Raw genomic sequence first — 14,214 nt, forward strand, 5'->3', positions numbered from 1 at the left:
GCGCGGTGCGCGCGCCCGGCGTGCGGTGGCACGCTGACGTCCGCGTCGGCGCCGGTGCCGACCGCCGCCGACCAGGAGCCGCCCAGGAGGTCACGTGGACGTCGTCGTCGCGCTGTTCCGGTTCTTCGTCGTGTACCTCGCGCTCATGGGGACGCGCGACATCTGGCTGCACGGTGAGCTCGACGGCCTGCTGTACTTCACCAACCAGTCCGGCTTCCTGCTGGCCGTCGTGATGACGTGGGCGGGGATCTCGTCGCTGCGCGGCGCGCCGCAGCCGCCGGGGTGGCTCAAGGGCGGCGTGACGCTCTTCCTGGCGATCACCGGCCTCGTCGCGACGTTCGTGCTGGAGCCCGAGGCGGCAGGCGCGCCGGCGCTCACGCTCGGGCTCACCGCCGGGCAGATCGAGCACCAGCTCAACCCCGACCCGCACCGCCGCATGCGTTGGCGGTACGCGTGGTGGTGGCTGACGTACCTGGTCGCGTACGTCGTGGTCACGACCGTGCGCGGCACCGTGTGGGACCTCGGCTACCCGTACGGCTTCATCGACCTCGGCGAGCTCGGGTGGGGCGGCCTGCTGCTCAACGTGCTCGTGTACGGCGTGGGCTTCGCGGCGCTGGGGCTCGTCATCATCCTGCTCGACCGCCGCCTGCCGAAGCGCGCGCTCGTCGGCTCCCCGGTCACGACACGCACCTGACCCCACGCGGACCGGTACGAACCGTTTGCGGGGCGGGACGCCCAGACACCTCCCAGCCGAGTCGCGTACCGTTCGTGGGTCGTCGCCGTTGCGGCGGCTCCCCGACCCCCGGAGCTCACCGTGCGCCGCACGCCCCACCGCCGCCTGGCCGCCGCCGCGATCGCGGCGTCGCTCGCCCTCACGCTCGCCGCGTGCAGCGACGACGACAACGGACCGGACGCCACGCCCACCGCGACGACCACCGCGGACACCGACGCGACCGCTGCGCCGACCGCCCCCGCGACCGCCTCCGCCGAGGACGTCGCCGCGCTCGAGAAGGTCGAGGTCGAGGGCGAGCCCGGCAGCGAGCCCACCATCACCCTGCCCAGCACGCCGTTCTCCGTCTCGGCGGCCGTCGCACGCGTCGCGACACCCGGCGACGGCGAGGCGATCGCGGCGGGCGACACGCTCGAGATCCAGCTGACCGCCGTGAACGGCGAGGACGGCGAGAAGCTCGGCAGCACCTACCAGGACAAGGCCACGGGCACGTGGAGCGTCGCCGAGGACGGCAGCGGCATCCCCGCGCTCGACGAGGTGCTGGTCGGCGAGAAGCTCGGCGCGCAGGTCGTGTTCGCGCTCGTCTCGGGCGACGTGACGCAGGTGTACGTGCTCGAGCCGGTGCAGAAGATCGGCTCGCGCGCGCAGGGCGAGGCCGTCGCACCGGTCGAGGGCCTGCCGACCGTCGAGCTCGCGGACGACGGCGCCCCGACGCTCACTGCCGCGACCGCCGACGCCCCGACCGAGCTCGTCGTGCAGCCCCTCATCAAGGGCACCGGCAAGGAGGTCGAGGAGGGCGACAACATCCTCGTCCAGTACCACGGCGCGCTCTGGGACGGCACGGTCTTCGATTCCAGCTGGGCCAACGGCCAGCCGTTCCCCGTCTCCTCGATCGGCAACGCGCAGGTCATCGACGGCTGGAACCAGGGCCTCGTCGGCACGCACGTCGGCGACCAGGTGCTGCTCGTCGTCCCGCCGGACCTCGGCTACGGGGACAAGGAGAACGGCAAGATCCCCGCGAACTCGACGCTGGTGTTCGTCGTCGACGTCCTGTGGGCCTCCTGACCGACCGCCGCACTCCGTACGCACGCACCCCCGGCGCCCAGGGACCGACGTCCTGACGGCACCGGGGGTGCGTCGTTATCGTGGGCCCAGGTCGCCGACGATCACCGTGGGAACCGCCCTCGCACCCGCCTGGCGGCCGGGGAGACGAGCATGGACCAGGCAACGACGCCCAGGATCCGCACCGTGGCCCTGGTGGGAGCCTCGGGCGCGGGCAAGACGACCCTCACCGAGGCGCTCCTGCACCGCGCCGGCGTGATCCCGAGGCCCGGGAGGGTCGAGGACGGCTCGACGGTCAGCGACCACGAGCCCGAGGAGATCGCGCGCGGCATCTCCCTGACGCTGTCCTCGCTGCCGTTCACGTGGACCACGCCGGACGGCGCGCTGCACGACGTGACGCTGCTCGACACCCCCGGCTCGGCGGACTTCGTGGGCGCGGTGGACGCGGCGCTCGCGGTCGCGGACCTCGCGCTCGTCGTCGTCTCCGCGGTCGACGGCGTGCAGCCGGGGACGCACGTCGCCTGGCGGCTCGCCGAGGCCGCGGGCGTGCCGCGCATGGTCGTCGTGACCAAGGAGGACAAGGCGCGCGCGGACTTCCACCACGTGCTGGAGGACCTGCGCGCGGCGTTCGGTGACGGCTTCGTGCCCGTCGAGCTGCCGCTCGGCGAGGAGCAGGCGTTCCACGGCGTCGCGGACGTGCTCGCGCAGGAGGGGCTCGAGTACACGCCCGACGGCCGGCACTCGACGGGTCCCGTCCCGGACGACGTGGCCGACGAGGAGCACCGCCTGCACGACGAGGTCACCGAGGAGATCGTGTCGCACGACGACGACGCGCTCGAGCGATACCTCAGCGGCGAGGAGCCGTCGGCCGACGAGCTCGAGCGCACGCTCGCGCACGAGGTGCGCGACGGCGAGGCGTTCCCCGTGCTCGTCGTCTCGGGCGTCACGCAGGTGGGCGTCGACCGGCTCGCTGACCTGCTGTGCGAGCTCGGACCCGCACCCAGCGACCGGCCCGCGCACGTGCTCGCGGGCGACACGCCCGTCGAGGTTCAGGTCGACCCGGTCGGCCCGGTGCTCGTGCACGCGTTCCGCACGGTCGCCGACCCGTTCGTCGGGCAGGTCACGCTGCTGCGCGTGCTGTCCGGCACGCTGCGCGCGGGCGACCGGCTCGTCAACACCACGACCCGCACCGAGGAGCGCGTCCCCGGGGTGTTCCGCCTGCGCGGCAAGGAGCACCTGCCCGTCGAGGAGGCGCAGGCGGGCCACGTGGTCGCGGTGGCGAAGCTCACCGGGACGCCCAGCGGCTCGCTGCTGGCCGACCGCAACGGACCGGGCGCCGCGATGTCGGCGCCCGCGGTGCGTCCGCGGCAGGGGGTGTACGGGCTCGTGCTCGAGCCCGTGACCCAGTCCGACGACGACCGCCTGTCCGCCGCGCTGACCCGGCTCGTGGCGGAGGACCCGACGCTCCTCGTCGACCGCTCGTCGGACCGCACGGTGCTGCGCGGGCTCGGCGACACGCACCTCGCCGTCGCGCTCGAGCGTCTGGCGCGCGTGTTCGGCGTGCACGTGTCGACGTCGCCCGTGCCCGTGGCGTACCGGGAGACGATCCGCCGCCCGGTCGAGGCCGAGGGCAAGATCAAGAAGCAGTCCGGCGGGCACGGGCAGTTCGCCGTCGCGCACCTGCGGGTCTCCCCCGCGCCGCACGGTGCCGGCCTCGAGTTCGTCGACTCGGTGGTCGGCGGGGCGATCCCGCGCAACTACCTCCCGGCGGTGGAGCGCGGGGTGGTCGAGGCGATGGCGCACGGCGGTCCGCACGGCTACCCCGTGGTGGACCTGCGCGTCGAGGTGTACGACGGCAAGGCGCACTCGGTGGACTCGTCCGACATGGCGTTCCGCACGGCCGCCGCGAACGGCCTGCGCGACGCGCTCGCCGCCGCGGGCACGGTGGTCCTCGAGCCGATCGACCACGTCAGCGTGACCGTCCCGCCGTCGGTGCAGGGCGACGTCATGGGCGACCTGTCCGGCCGGCGCGGCCGCATCACGACCACGACGACGCTCGACGACGGGCGCGTGGTGATCGAGGCGGACGTGCCGCAGTCCGAGCTCACGCGGTACGTGCTCGACCTGCGCTCTCTGACCGGCGGCCGTGCCGAGCTCACCGTCGCGCCCGGGACGTACGAGGTCTGCCCGGACCACCTGGTCACGGCCTGACGCGGGCGGGGTGCGGCGAACCGCCCCGGGGCGGTGCAGGCGGCCGCTGGTACGTTCGGGCGAACCCGGCGGGCACGAAGTGCACGAACCGTGCGATCAGGGCAGCGTGGTGCACCAGTTGCCACGCGAAACGGTTGCAAGGAGGCACCCATGCCGCAGCAGCAGCACCACCAGGACGATCACACCGAGACGCTCCTCACCCCCGCCGAGGTGGCGTCCTACTTCCGGGTGGACCCGAAGACGGTGACGCGGTGGGCGCGCGCCGGCAAGCTCTCCGCGGTGCGCACGCTCGGCGGGCACCGGCGCTACCGCGAGGCCGAGGTGCTGGCGCTCCGCGAACCACCCACGCAGGCCTCGTCCGACGAGTAGCCCGCACCCGTCACCGGGTGCGAGCCGGGTCGCGGCGCACGCTGCGCACGCCACGACCCGGCTCGGTGCGCGTCACTCGGAGGCGATCGCCTCGAGCGCGCGCATGCGGGCCGCGCGCGTCGCGGGCCACAGCGCCGCGACGACCCCCACGACCACGGCCAGCACGACCATCGTCACGAGCCCGCCCCACGGGACGACGAGCTGGTCGAGCCCGTCCTCCGCGTAGACCGTGGGCAGCGCGGCCGCGAGCCCGACGCCGACGACGAGGCCGACGACCGTCCCGAACACCGCGGTGAGCACCGACTCCACGGTCACCGTCCCCGCGAGCTGCAGCCGCCCGAGCCCCACGGCCCGCAGCAGCCCGATCTCCCGGGTCCGCTCGATGACCGACAGCGCGAGCGTGTTCACGATGCCCAGCACCGCGATGACGAGCGACAGGCCCAGCAGCGCGTACAGGATCACCAGCAGCTGGTCGACCTGCGCGGCCATCTGGTCCACGAACTCGTCGCGGTCTTGCACGGACACCACGACGTACGGCGCGACCGCGTCGGTCACCGCGGCACGCAGCGCGTCCGGCGAGACGCCGGCCGCCGCGTCCACGAACACCGTGTCGATCTGCTGCGCCTCGCCGGGCGCGAGCTCGTCGAGCACGGCCGGCGTGACGACCACCGACGAGCCGACGACCTGGCTGGAGAACAGCGCACCGACCCGCAGGTCCCGCGACCCGGCGGCCGTGCTCACCGTGACGGTGTCGCCCACCGACCAGCCGTCGCCCGCGAAGTCCGTGTTCAGCAGCGCGGTGTCGTCCGCGAGCGCCGCGGTGTCACCCGCGGCCACGTCGACCTTGAGCGTCGAGCCGAGCACGCCCTCCCCGAGCGCGACCACGCCGCCCGCGTCCTGCGGCGTCGGCGTGACACCCGGGCCCGGCGAGACACCGGCGAGGGTGAACGCGACGACGGCCGTGCGCCCCACCTCGGGCAGGTCCGCGACGTCGTCGGCGGCGCCCTCGGGGATCACGAACGTCGCCGAGCGCAGCACGAGGTCCGCGTCCGTGGAGCTCTCGACGACGCTCGCGAGCGACGCCTGCGCGGACGCGGCGATCACCGACACGGCACCCACGAGCGCCATGCCGATCGTCAGCGCACCGGCCGTGTTCGCGGTGCGGCGCGGGTTGCGCACCACGTTGCCGCGGGCGAGCCGCCCCACGGGCCGCAGCAGCGCGACGAACGGCGCGGCGAGGACCCGCATCGACGCGCGGGCGAGCGTCGGGGACGCCACCAGCACGCCGACGAGGACGAGCGCCGCACCCGTGCCGAGCAGCGCGTCGGCCGCCTCCGACGCGGGCCGCAGCACCGCGGCGACGACCGCCGCGGCACCCGCGGCGACGACCGCCGTACCGAGCACGGCGCGCAGGCGCAGCGAGCGCTCGTGCACCGTGATGTCGCCACGCATCGCCTCGACGGGCGCGACGAGCGCAGCCGTGCGGGCCGGGAACGCCGACGCGACCGCGGACACCACGGTGCCGAGCACCAGGCAGCCCACCACGTTCGACGTGGACAGCGGGATGTCCGCCGTGAGGTCCATGCCCATCTGCGCGAACACCACGCGCAGCGCCGAGACCAGACCCAGCCCGCCGAGCACACCGAGCGCCGCCCCGACGAGGCCGACGATCGCGGCCTGCCCGACGACCACCGTGAACACCTGACCGGGCGACGCACCCACGGCACGCAGCAGCGCGAACTCGCGCACCCGCTGGCGCACCGACATCGCGAACGTGTTGGCGATGATGAACGCGCCGACGAACAGCGCGATCACCGCGAAGATCAGCAGGAACGTCGTGACGAAGCCGAGCATCTCGTCGATGTCCGACTGCAGCGCGTCGCGCAGCTCGGTGCCCGTCACGACCCGCGCGTCGTCGCCGCCCGCGAGCGTGGGCAGCGCGTCCGCGACGGCGGCGGTGAGCGCCGCCTCGTCGTACCCGGGCTCGGCGTGCAGCGCGATCTGCGCGACCGTGCCGTCCGGCGCGTACGCGGCCTCCGCGGTCGCCGGGTCGAGCAGCACGATCGTCGCGCCCGCCATGGGACCGCCCAGGTCCACCTGGCCGACGACCGTCACCTCGCGCACCCCGCCGTCGATCACGACGCGCGTCGTGTCACCGATCGCCAGACCCGACGACTCGAGCGTCGCCGACTCGAGCGCGACCTCGTCGGCCCCCTGCGGCACCGCACCCGCGACCAGGTCGAGGTACGGGTCGCGGTCGTCGAACGCGACGCCGAACGACGGAGCCTGCGTGGACTGCACGGCCGTACCGTCCGCACCGACCAGCACGATCGAGCCCGCGACGTCCGGCAGCGCATAGCGCACCCCGTCGACCTGGGCGAGCTCGTCGGCCAGCGCGAGCGGCACGGGCGTGCGCGTCTCCCCGACGCTGAACCCCGCCTCACCACCAGCGACCTGCGTCGCGCCCTGCACGTACGCGTCCGCGGGGGCGGACGCCTCGACGATCCCGTCGAAGGTGCTCGACATCATCGTGCGCAGGCTGAACGTGCCCGCGACGAACGCGACCCCGAGGGCCACGGCCAGCACCGAGAGCAGGAACCGGACGGCGTGCGCCCGGACCCCGCGCAGCGTGACGCGCAGCATCACACCACCTCGGCGGGCGCGGACTGACGCGTGAGCCGGCCCAGGCGCTCCAGCACCGAGTCCGGCGTGGGCGCCAGCAGCTCGTCGACGATCCGGCCGTCGGCGAGGAACAGCACACGGTCCGCGTACGACGCGGCGACCGGGTCGTGCGTCACCATGACGACCGACTGGCCCAGGTCGTCCACGCTGCGGCGCAGGAAGCCCAGCACGTCACGCGCGGACGTCGAGTCGAGGTTGCCCGTGGGCTCGTCGGCGAACACGACCGCCGGACGCGTCACGAGCGCACGCGCGCACGCCACCCGCTGCTGCTGACCGCCCGACAGCTCGGCGGGCTTGTGGCCGAGGCGGTCCTGCAGACCCACCGCGCGCACCACCGCGTCGAGGTGGTCGGGGTCCACCGGGCGGCGGGCGATGTCGAGGGGCAGCACGATGTTCTCGAGCGCGGTCAGCGTCGGGACCAGGTTGAACGCCTGGAAGACGAAGCCGAGGCGGTCGCGACGCAGCCTGGTCAGGCGCCGCTCCGACATCGAGGACACCGCCTCGCCGTCGACCGTCACGGTCCCGTCCGTGGGCTTGTCGAGGCCGGCCATGCAGTGCATGAGCGTCGACTTGCCGGAGCCCGACGGGCCCATCGTCGCGGTCAGCCGACCGCGCTCGAAGTCGACGTCGATCCCGGCGAGGGCGTGCACCGCGGTGTCGCCGCGGCCGTACGTCTTGACCAGGCCGCGCGCGGACGCGATCACCGTGGCGGGGTCAGGGGGAAGCATGTCAGTGGTCACGACGACGATCCTCGTCCCCGGGTGCCCCCGGGTCGATGGGGTTTTCCCCCGGATGCACCCCTGAGTCACCCCACGGGCCGCTCAGGGTTCCCCCGGTCCGACGAAGGTCCTGGTCAGGGCCTCGGCAGCCGTCCGGCTCGACCGGCGTGCCATCCCGCCCGGGACTACGGTGGGCACCATGGCCCGGTACCTCGACGTGCACCCCGACGACCCGCAGCCGCGCCTCGTCGCGCAGGCGGTCGACGTCCTGCGCGGCGGGGGCGTGATCGCCTACCCCACGGACTCCTGCTACGCGCTCGGCACGACGATGGGCTCGGCGCAGGGCGCCGAACGCATCCGCCGGCTGCGGCACCTCGACGACAAGCATCACTTCACGCTCGTGTGCGCCGACTTCGCGCAGCTCGGCCAGCTCGTGCACCTGCCCAACAGCGCGTTCCGCGCGATCAAGGCCGCCACCCCCGGCCCGTACACGTTCATCCTGCAGGCCACGCCCGAGGTCCCCCGCCGCCTCGCGCACGCCAAGAAGCGGTCGGTGGGCGTGCGCATCCCCGATCACGCCGTCGCGCAGGCGATCGTCCGCGCGCTCGGCGAGCCGATCCTGTCGTCGTCCCTGCTCATGCCCGGCCACGACTGGCCCATGACCGAGGGGTGGCAGATCAAGGAGGAGCTCGACCACGAGCTCGACGCCGTCGTCGACGCGGGCGACTGCGGCACCACGCCCACCACCGTCGTCGACTGGACCTCCGACTCCCCCGAGGTCGTCCGCGAGGGTGCCGGGGACCCCGACCGGTTCCGGTGACCGCGCCACCCGTCCCACCGGGCGACCCGGACGCGGCCCGCTCCCCCGCGCTGGCCGACCTCGACGCCGACGTGGTCGTCTGCCGGCGCTGCCCCCGGCTCGTGGCGTGGCGGGAGCAGGTCGGCCGCGAGCGCCGCGCCGCGTTCCGCGACCAGGAGTACTGGGCCCGGCCCGTCCCCGGGTTCGGCGACGCGCACGCCCGCATCCTCGTCGTCGGCCTCGCACCCGCCGCGCACGGCGCCAACCGCACCGGCCGCATGTTCACCGGCGACCGCTCGGGCGACTTCCTGTTCGCCGCCATGCACCGGGTCGGCATGGCGAACCAGCCGACGTCCGTGAGCGCCGACGACGGCCTGCGGCTCACCGGCGTGCGGACCACCGCACCCGTGCGCTGCGCACCGCCCGCCAACGCGCCCACGTCCGACGAGCGCCGCGCGTGCGCACCGTTCCTCGCACGCGAGCTGTCGGCCGTCGACCCGCGCGTCGTCGTGGTGCTCGGCGCGTTCGGCTGGGCGGCCCTGCTCGACACGTTGCGCGACCTCGGCTGGGCCGTCCCCCGGCCCGCGCCGCGGTTCGCGCACGGCGGCGAGGTCGTCGTGACCCGTGGCGAGCAGGCGCTCACGCTGCTCGGGTGCTTCCACGTGAGCCAGCAGAACACGTTCACCGGCCGGCTCACCCCGCCCATGCTCGACGCCGTGCTGCTGCGCGCGCGCGACCTCGCAGCCACCTGAGCCGGCGGACCAGCTGACCAGCGGGCCGGCTGACGGACGGTCCGGGCGCCGCGCGGGTCACGCGTCGCGCAGCACCTCGGCCACGAACCGCGCCGAACGCTCACGCAGCCCCGCGACCCGAGCAGCGACGATCAGCTCGCGGCGCTCCTGCGCGTCGTCGCCCGCCTCCGTGCGCGTCGGCGGACGCCGCACGTTGCGCGAGCACGCGAAGTGCGTGCAGATGAGCGTGCCGATCGTGTTGCCGCGGCGGCCCGCCGCACCCGCTCGTCGGGCCACGTACAGGCTCACGTCGTCGGTCACGACGACGTCCTCGCACCACGCGCACACCGCGCGGCGGCGGATGCGCTCCTTGGCGTCGGTCGAGCGCAGCAGCACCCCGACGGGTGTGCCGTCCACCGGCACCACCGCGTACGCGACGAGCGGCGCCTTGCGGTCACGCCAGCCCAGGTAGTCGAGGCGGTCCCAGTCGAGCTCGTCGAGCACGGGCAGCACGGCCTGGGCCGCCTCCCGGCGCGAGGCGTTCACGAAGGACGCGCGGATCTGCTTGTCGGTCAGGGGTTCCATGGGATCTCCGGTCAGGGTCCCGCCGGGCGCGCGACGGCGCGGGTGTGCGGCGGTGGTGGGCACGACGACGGTGCGCCGCCCTGGTCCCGACCGGCCGGCTCGTGCGACGGGTCAGGCGGGGGCGACGCGCGGGGCGCCGTGGCCCGAGCAGGCCGCAGCGGCCACCTCGCAGCCTGCGATGCCGTGCATCCGCGTCCCTCTCGTCCCTGCTCGTGCGTGCTCGTGCGCCGTGCTCGTGCCGTCCGGGCGCGCCCGCAGCCGTCCCTGCCTGCCGTCGCCATTGTGCACCCCGGCGCCGGCGAACCCACCAGGAATACCCGCGGCGCGCGCGGTCGTTGCCGCTGGCATGCCGCTGACCGGAGAGTACGAGCCCAGCACGTCGCAGCGCACGCGCGAGCAGGTCGAGCTGTACGAGACGAGCGGGGGGACGCAGGGCACCACGCTGAACGGCAAGCCCGTCGTCGTCCTCACGACCGTGGGCGCCTCGTCGGGCAAGCTGCGCAAGAACGCCCTCATGCGCGTCGAGCACGACGGGCGCTACGCCGTCGTCGCGTCGATGGGCGGCGCACCGCAGCACCCCGCCTGGTACCACAACGTCGTCGCGAACCCGCTGGTCGAGCTGCAGGACGGGCCCGTCCGCAAGGACTACGTCGCGCACGAGGCGACCGGCGAGGAGCGCGACGCGTGGTGGGCGCGCGCCGTCGAGGTGTGGCCCGACTACGACGCGTACGTCACGCGGACCTCGCGCACCATCCCCCTGCTCGTGCTCGAGCCCGTCGACTGACGGTCAGCCGAGCAGCAGCTTCCAGCCGCCCACGCCGACGAGCCCCGCGAGCATCGGCGCCACGACCGGCACCCAGCCGTAGCGCCAGTCCGAGCTGCCCTTGTGCTTCAGCGGGAGCAGCGCGTGCACGATGCGCGGGCCCAGGTCACGCGCCGGGTTGAGCGCCGGACCCGTCGGGCCGCCGAGCCCCGCGACGAGACCCCAGACCAGGAAGCCCAGCGCGAGGTGCGCGAGCCCCGGCTCGTCCCTCGTGAGCGGCGAGTGCACGATCGCGAGCGCGCACGAGAACAGCACCACCGAGCCGAGCAGCTCGTTCGCGAAGCCGTTGAGCCGCGAGCGCGCCGCGTTGACCGTGGAGAACGTCGCGAGGATGTCGTCCGGGTCGTCGGTCAGGTCGTAGTACGGCTTGTGGGTCGCGACGATCGCGAGCTGCCCCGCCATCGCGCCCAGCAGCTGCGCGATCACGTACGGCGCGACCTGCGCCCACGGGAACAGGCCCCACGCCGCGAGGCCGACCGTGAACGCCGGGTTGATGTGGTTGCCGCTGACCCCGCCGAACATGAGCGCCGGGATCATCACGCCGAACCCGTAGCCCATCGCGATCAGCGACCAGCCGCCGCGGTACCCCTTCGAGCCCTTGAGGTGGACGTTCGCGACCGTCCCGTTGCCGAGGATGATGAGGATCGCGGTGCCGATGAACTCGCAGGCCACGCGCGTCATGAGGTCGTAAGAGGGGTCCACGTGCCCAGCGTGGCAGGCCGAGCGCCGTGCCGCGACGAGGCACGACGTGCGTGTCCCGCCGCGACCCGACCCCAGCCCCCCGGGTCGTCGTGGTCCTCCACCGGTCGCCGCGCCCGCCGCCCGCGCCTACCCGCACACCGCGAGGCTGCTGCCCGTGCGCGGTGGCTGGCCCTGGTGGACCGGGTGGACGGTGGTCCTCGTGCTCGCGCTCGTCGTCGGGCTCGGTGTGCCCGTGCTGCTGCGCGAGCGCGCCGCCGCACGCTGGCCCGTCACCGCCGCGGACCTCGCCGACGGCCGCACCGCGCTCGCCGCGCTCGTCGTCGGGACCCCACGGCGCGTCCCCCCGTACGACCGCGCGCGGTTCGGCACCGCGTGGGCGGACGTCGACCGCAACGGGTGTTCCACGCGCGACGACGTGCTGCGCCGCGACCTGACCGCCGTGCGGCTCGACACCGACGGGTGCACCGTCCTGACCGGTGTGCTCGACGACCCGTACACCGCGCAGGTCGTCGAGTTCCGGCGCGGCCCGGGCTCCGCCGACGTGCAGGTGGACCACGTCGTCGCGCTCGCCGACGCGTGGGCCGCCGGTGCCGACGCTTGGGACCCGCCCGCGCGCGAGCGGTTCGCCAACGACCCCGCCAACCTGCTCGCCGTCGACGGTCGGGCCAACCAGGACAAGGGCGCCGCCGACGCGTCCGACTGGCTGCCCCCCGACCCCGGCTACGCATGCGTCTACGCGCTGCGTCAGATCCGCGTGAAGTCCGCCTACGCCCTGCGCGTCACCCCACCCGAGCGCGACGCCCTGTCCCAAGCCCTCACCACCTGCCACACCACCCCCTGACCTCCCGCCGACGACCCCGCCATCGCTCGCGGTATCCGTCCGCATACCGCGAGCAACCACGGGGTCACTCGGGATCCCAGCGACGAGACCGCCATCGCTCGCGCCATCCGACCCGAGACCCGGAGCAACCACGGGCTCGGCCCCCGCCGACGAGACCGCCATCGCTCGCGGTATCCAGTTCCATACCCGGAGCAACCCCGGGGTCGCGCGGGTGCCGGCGACGGGACCGCCATCGCTCGCGCAATCCGACCCGAGACCCGGAGCAACCACGGGCTCGCGACCCCCGCCGACGAGACCGTCATCGCTCGCGGAATCCAGCCCCATACTCGGAACAACCCCGGGCTCGCGCGGGATCCCATCGACGAGACCGTCATTGCTCGCGGTGTCCGGTCCCATACCCGGAGCAACCGCGGGGTCGCGCGGGATGCCTTTGACGAGACCGTCATGGCTCGCGGTATCGGGCGTCGGAGCCGGAGGAAGGGCGGGGTCAGGGGACAGGGAGTCAGCGGGTCAGGAATGGAGGGTCAGGGGGTCAGGAATGGAGGGTCAGGGAGGGTGGGGGGATCGTGACGTCGGTGCCGGACGCGGTGATGCGCAGGCCGGCGGGGTCGACGACGGCGTCGGTGAGCACGAGCCCTTCGGGGAGGCCTTCGAGCGGGACCTCGAGGCCCGTGAGCCGGCCTGACACGTCCTGCGGCAGCAGCGTCGGGTCGAGCTCGACGCCGCCGACCGACACGCTCCCGAGGTCGACGAGCAGCCTGCCGTCGACCACGCGCGGCGTGAGCGTCGCGACGAGCGGCAGCCCCAGCGCCGTGCCCCGCAGCTCGAGCTCGTCCCCCTGGACGCCGACCTCGACGTCGAGCTCGGTGCGCTGCGTGACGAGGTCCTGCACGGACGCGGCCGGGACGATCGCGTGCACGTCGACGTGGTCCATCCGCTGCGGGCCGGTGGTGGACACCCCGCGCGCGGCGATGGCCAGGTCCGTCATCGCGACGCCGCCGAGCGTCGCACCGTCGAGCCGGATGTCGACGTCGTCGATCCGGCCCGCGGCGAGCTGGGTGAGCACGGGGAACCCGCCGACCTCGACGCGGGGCTCCCCCACGGGGTCCTCGACGCGCGCGGTGAACCCGTCGGCGACCGCCTGCTCCACGCGTGCGGCAGCGATGCGGTCGACCACGACGAGCGCGAGGACCACGACGAGCAGGCCGACCACCGCGACCGCCCACCGGGCCCTCCGTCTCGCACGCATGCGCTCCACGCTAGGTGCAGTCCCCGGCAACCCGCCCGGCGGCGCTCGTCCGCGGATGCAGCGCGTCCAGTCGGGTCACGGCGGGGCCGGGCGCACGTCGGGCATCTCGCTCGGACCGCCCACCGCGCCTGTCACCAGCGTCTTCGCGCGCCGGGCGCGGACCGTGCGGCTCCCTGACACACGCTGTGGGCCCCCGCCGCCAGGTGCGTGATTTGTGTGGCGCACGTCACGTCCCGCACCTAGCCTGGATGCCGAAGGACCATGACGAAGGACGCCCGATGATGTGGGTTCTGCTGCTGATCAGCGTTCTGCTCCCGGCGGTCCTCTTCGGGACGATGATGTCGCTGTTCCCCGGGGAGGACGAGCCGCCGCGATGGCGCACGGCACTGGCCCGGGTGTTCGAGCGGTGGGCTCGGGCGCTGCGTCGGCCGGAGCCGCTCGAGCCGCCCGCCGACCCGTTCGACGCGCTGTGGGTGCAGGACCGTCTGACGAAGGTCGCGGACCACGTGCGGCGGCTCGAGCTCGACACGCGGGGGTACGCGCGGGCGGAGCGGATCATCGCCTCGCAGCTCGCGTACGACCAGCTGCTGGCGAAGGCGTGCACGCTCGCCGGTGTCCAGGTCGAGGAGAGCCCGCTCGGCGACCCGGCCGAACGCTTCCGCGAGGAGGTCGAGCTCACGTCGCGCGGCTGGTCGTGGTGAGCCCCGGGCG

At 74.3% G+C, this 14,214-nt stretch carries 14 protein-coding genes; 9 read left to right on the plus strand and 5 right to left on the minus strand.

Annotated features, from left to right (window positions below; translation table 11 throughout):
* The first annotated feature begins 94 nt into the window (after nucleotides 1–94).
* The 4 genes from ACT17Q_RS15225 (at nucleotide 95) to ACT17Q_RS15240 (ending at nucleotide 4,372) form a co-directional block, all read left to right on the plus strand.
* A complete protein-coding gene (locus ACT17Q_RS15225) occupies nucleotides 95–694 on the plus strand; it encodes a Pr6Pr family membrane protein (RefSeq protein ID WP_444663484.1) in 600 nt (199 codons plus the stop codon).
* Between the two features lie 120 nt (nucleotides 695–814).
* Nucleotides 815–1,795, plus strand: coding sequence for an FKBP-type peptidyl-prolyl cis-trans isomerase (locus tag ACT17Q_RS15230; protein WP_444663486.1), 981 nt, complete (start codon nucleotides 815–817; stop codon nucleotides 1,793–1,795).
* Between the two features lie 150 nt (nucleotides 1,796–1,945).
* Complete coding sequence (locus tag ACT17Q_RS15235; protein WP_444663488.1) at nucleotides 1,946–4,003, plus strand: elongation factor G; 2,058 nt, start codon at nucleotides 1,946–1,948, stop codon at nucleotides 4,001–4,003.
* A 150-nt stretch (nucleotides 4,004–4,153) separates the two neighbouring features.
* Nucleotides 4,154–4,372: a BldC family transcriptional regulator gene (locus tag ACT17Q_RS15240; RefSeq protein ID WP_094181599.1), complete on the plus strand. Its 219-nt coding sequence runs from the start codon at nucleotides 4,154–4,156 to the stop codon at nucleotides 4,370–4,372.
* A 72-nt stretch (nucleotides 4,373–4,444) separates the two neighbouring features.
* Here the strand turns inward: ACT17Q_RS15240 and ACT17Q_RS15245 are convergent, their stop codons facing one another.
* On the minus strand, nucleotides 4,445–7,015 hold the full coding sequence (locus ACT17Q_RS15245) for an ABC transporter permease (RefSeq protein ID WP_444663490.1): 2,571 nt from the start codon (nucleotides 7,013–7,015) through the stop codon (nucleotides 4,445–4,447).
* Nucleotides 7,015–7,782, minus strand: coding sequence for an ABC transporter ATP-binding protein (locus ACT17Q_RS15250; RefSeq protein WP_094181597.1), 768 nt, complete (start codon nucleotides 7,780–7,782; stop codon nucleotides 7,015–7,017). The genes ACT17Q_RS15245 and ACT17Q_RS15250 overlap by 1 nt, the downstream gene beginning before the upstream one ends.
* Nucleotides 7,783–7,972: 190 nt before the next feature.
* Here ACT17Q_RS15250 and ACT17Q_RS15255 point away from each other — a divergent pair, with 190 nt between their 5' ends.
* Together ACT17Q_RS15255 and ACT17Q_RS15260 are read left to right on the plus strand one after the other, a co-directional pair.
* Nucleotides 7,973–8,593, plus strand: coding sequence for an L-threonylcarbamoyladenylate synthase (locus ACT17Q_RS15255; RefSeq protein ID WP_268531446.1), 621 nt, complete (start codon nucleotides 7,973–7,975; stop codon nucleotides 8,591–8,593).
* On the plus strand, nucleotides 8,590–9,324 hold the full coding sequence (locus tag ACT17Q_RS15260; RefSeq protein WP_094181596.1) for a uracil-DNA glycosylase: 735 nt from the start codon (nucleotides 8,590–8,592) through the stop codon (nucleotides 9,322–9,324). Before ACT17Q_RS15255 ends, ACT17Q_RS15260 begins: the two co-directional genes overlap by 4 nt.
* Nucleotides 9,325–9,381: 57 nt before the next feature.
* Here the strand turns inward: ACT17Q_RS15260 and ACT17Q_RS15265 are convergent, their stop codons facing one another.
* Nucleotides 9,382–9,888 (minus strand): FBP domain-containing protein, encoded by a 507-nt coding sequence (locus ACT17Q_RS15265; RefSeq protein ID WP_141319670.1) that lies wholly within the window; start codon nucleotides 9,886–9,888, stop codon nucleotides 9,382–9,384.
* Between the two features lie 346 nt (nucleotides 9,889–10,234).
* Here ACT17Q_RS15265 and ACT17Q_RS15270 point away from each other — a divergent pair, with 346 nt between their 5' ends.
* Nucleotides 10,235–10,672, plus strand: coding sequence for a nitroreductase family deazaflavin-dependent oxidoreductase (locus ACT17Q_RS15270; protein WP_094181594.1), 438 nt, complete (start codon nucleotides 10,235–10,237; stop codon nucleotides 10,670–10,672).
* A 3-nt stretch (nucleotides 10,673–10,675) separates the two neighbouring features.
* Here ACT17Q_RS15270 and ACT17Q_RS15275 read toward each other — a convergent pair whose 3' ends face one another.
* Nucleotides 10,676–11,413, minus strand: coding sequence for an MIP/aquaporin family protein (locus ACT17Q_RS15275; RefSeq protein WP_444663493.1), 738 nt, complete (start codon nucleotides 11,411–11,413; stop codon nucleotides 10,676–10,678).
* Between the two features lie 154 nt (nucleotides 11,414–11,567).
* Here ACT17Q_RS15275 and ACT17Q_RS15280 point away from each other — a divergent pair, with 154 nt between their 5' ends.
* Complete coding sequence (locus ACT17Q_RS15280) at nucleotides 11,568–12,254, plus strand: HNH endonuclease family protein (RefSeq protein ID WP_444663495.1); 687 nt, start codon at nucleotides 11,568–11,570, stop codon at nucleotides 12,252–12,254.
* Nucleotides 12,255–12,786: 532 nt separating this feature from the next.
* Here ACT17Q_RS15280 and ACT17Q_RS15285 read toward each other — a convergent pair.
* On the minus strand, nucleotides 12,787–13,503 hold the full coding sequence (locus ACT17Q_RS15285) for an LmeA family phospholipid-binding protein (RefSeq protein ID WP_444663497.1): 717 nt from the start codon (nucleotides 13,501–13,503) through the stop codon (nucleotides 12,787–12,789).
* Nucleotides 13,504–13,781: 278 nt separating this feature from the next.
* On the opposite strand from ACT17Q_RS15285, the gene ACT17Q_RS15290 reads away from it, so the two are divergent.
* On the plus strand, nucleotides 13,782–14,204 hold the full coding sequence (locus ACT17Q_RS15290) for a hypothetical protein (protein WP_094181590.1): 423 nt from the start codon (nucleotides 13,782–13,784) through the stop codon (nucleotides 14,202–14,204).
* Nucleotides 14,205–14,214 lie beyond the last annotated feature (10 nt).

Origin of the sequence: Cellulomonas sp. CW35 (genome assembly GCF_052378485.1) — a bacterium.
Taxonomy (GTDB): domain Bacteria; phylum Actinomycetota; class Actinomycetes; order Actinomycetales; family Cellulomonadaceae; genus Cellulomonas; species Cellulomonas uda.

What these genes read in the sequence shown, in the direction of transcription:
- ACT17Q_RS15290 (WP_094181590.1), top strand. Translation starts at nt 13,782, where the DNA reads ATGATGTGGGTTCTGCTGCTGATCAGCGTTCTGCTCCCGGCGGTCCTC.
- ACT17Q_RS15255 (WP_268531446.1), top strand. Translation starts at nt 7,973, where the DNA reads ATGGCCCGGTACCTCGACGTGCACCCCGACGACCCGCAGCCGCGCCTC.
- ACT17Q_RS15250 (WP_094181597.1), bottom strand. Translation starts at nt 7,782, where the DNA reads ATGCTTCCCCCTGACCCCGCCACGGTGATCGCGTCCGCGCGCGGCCTG.
- ACT17Q_RS15235 (WP_444663488.1), top strand. Translation starts at nt 1,946, where the DNA reads ATGGACCAGGCAACGACGCCCAGGATCCGCACCGTGGCCCTGGTGGGA.
- ACT17Q_RS15265 (WP_141319670.1), bottom strand. Translation starts at nt 9,888, where the DNA reads ATGGAACCCCTGACCGACAAGCAGATCCGCGCGTCCTTCGTGAACGCC.
- ACT17Q_RS15270 (WP_094181594.1), top strand. Translation starts at nt 10,235, where the DNA reads ATGCCGCTGACCGGAGAGTACGAGCCCAGCACGTCGCAGCGCACGCGC.
- ACT17Q_RS15245 (WP_444663490.1), bottom strand. Translation starts at nt 7,015, where the DNA reads ATGCTGCGCGTCACGCTGCGCGGGGTCCGGGCGCACGCCGTCCGGTTC.
- ACT17Q_RS15285 (WP_444663497.1), bottom strand. Translation starts at nt 13,503, where the DNA reads ATGCGTGCGAGACGGAGGGCCCGGTGGGCGGTCGCGGTGGTCGGCCTG.
- ACT17Q_RS15240 (WP_094181599.1), top strand. Translation starts at nt 4,154, where the DNA reads ATGCCGCAGCAGCAGCACCACCAGGACGATCACACCGAGACGCTCCTC.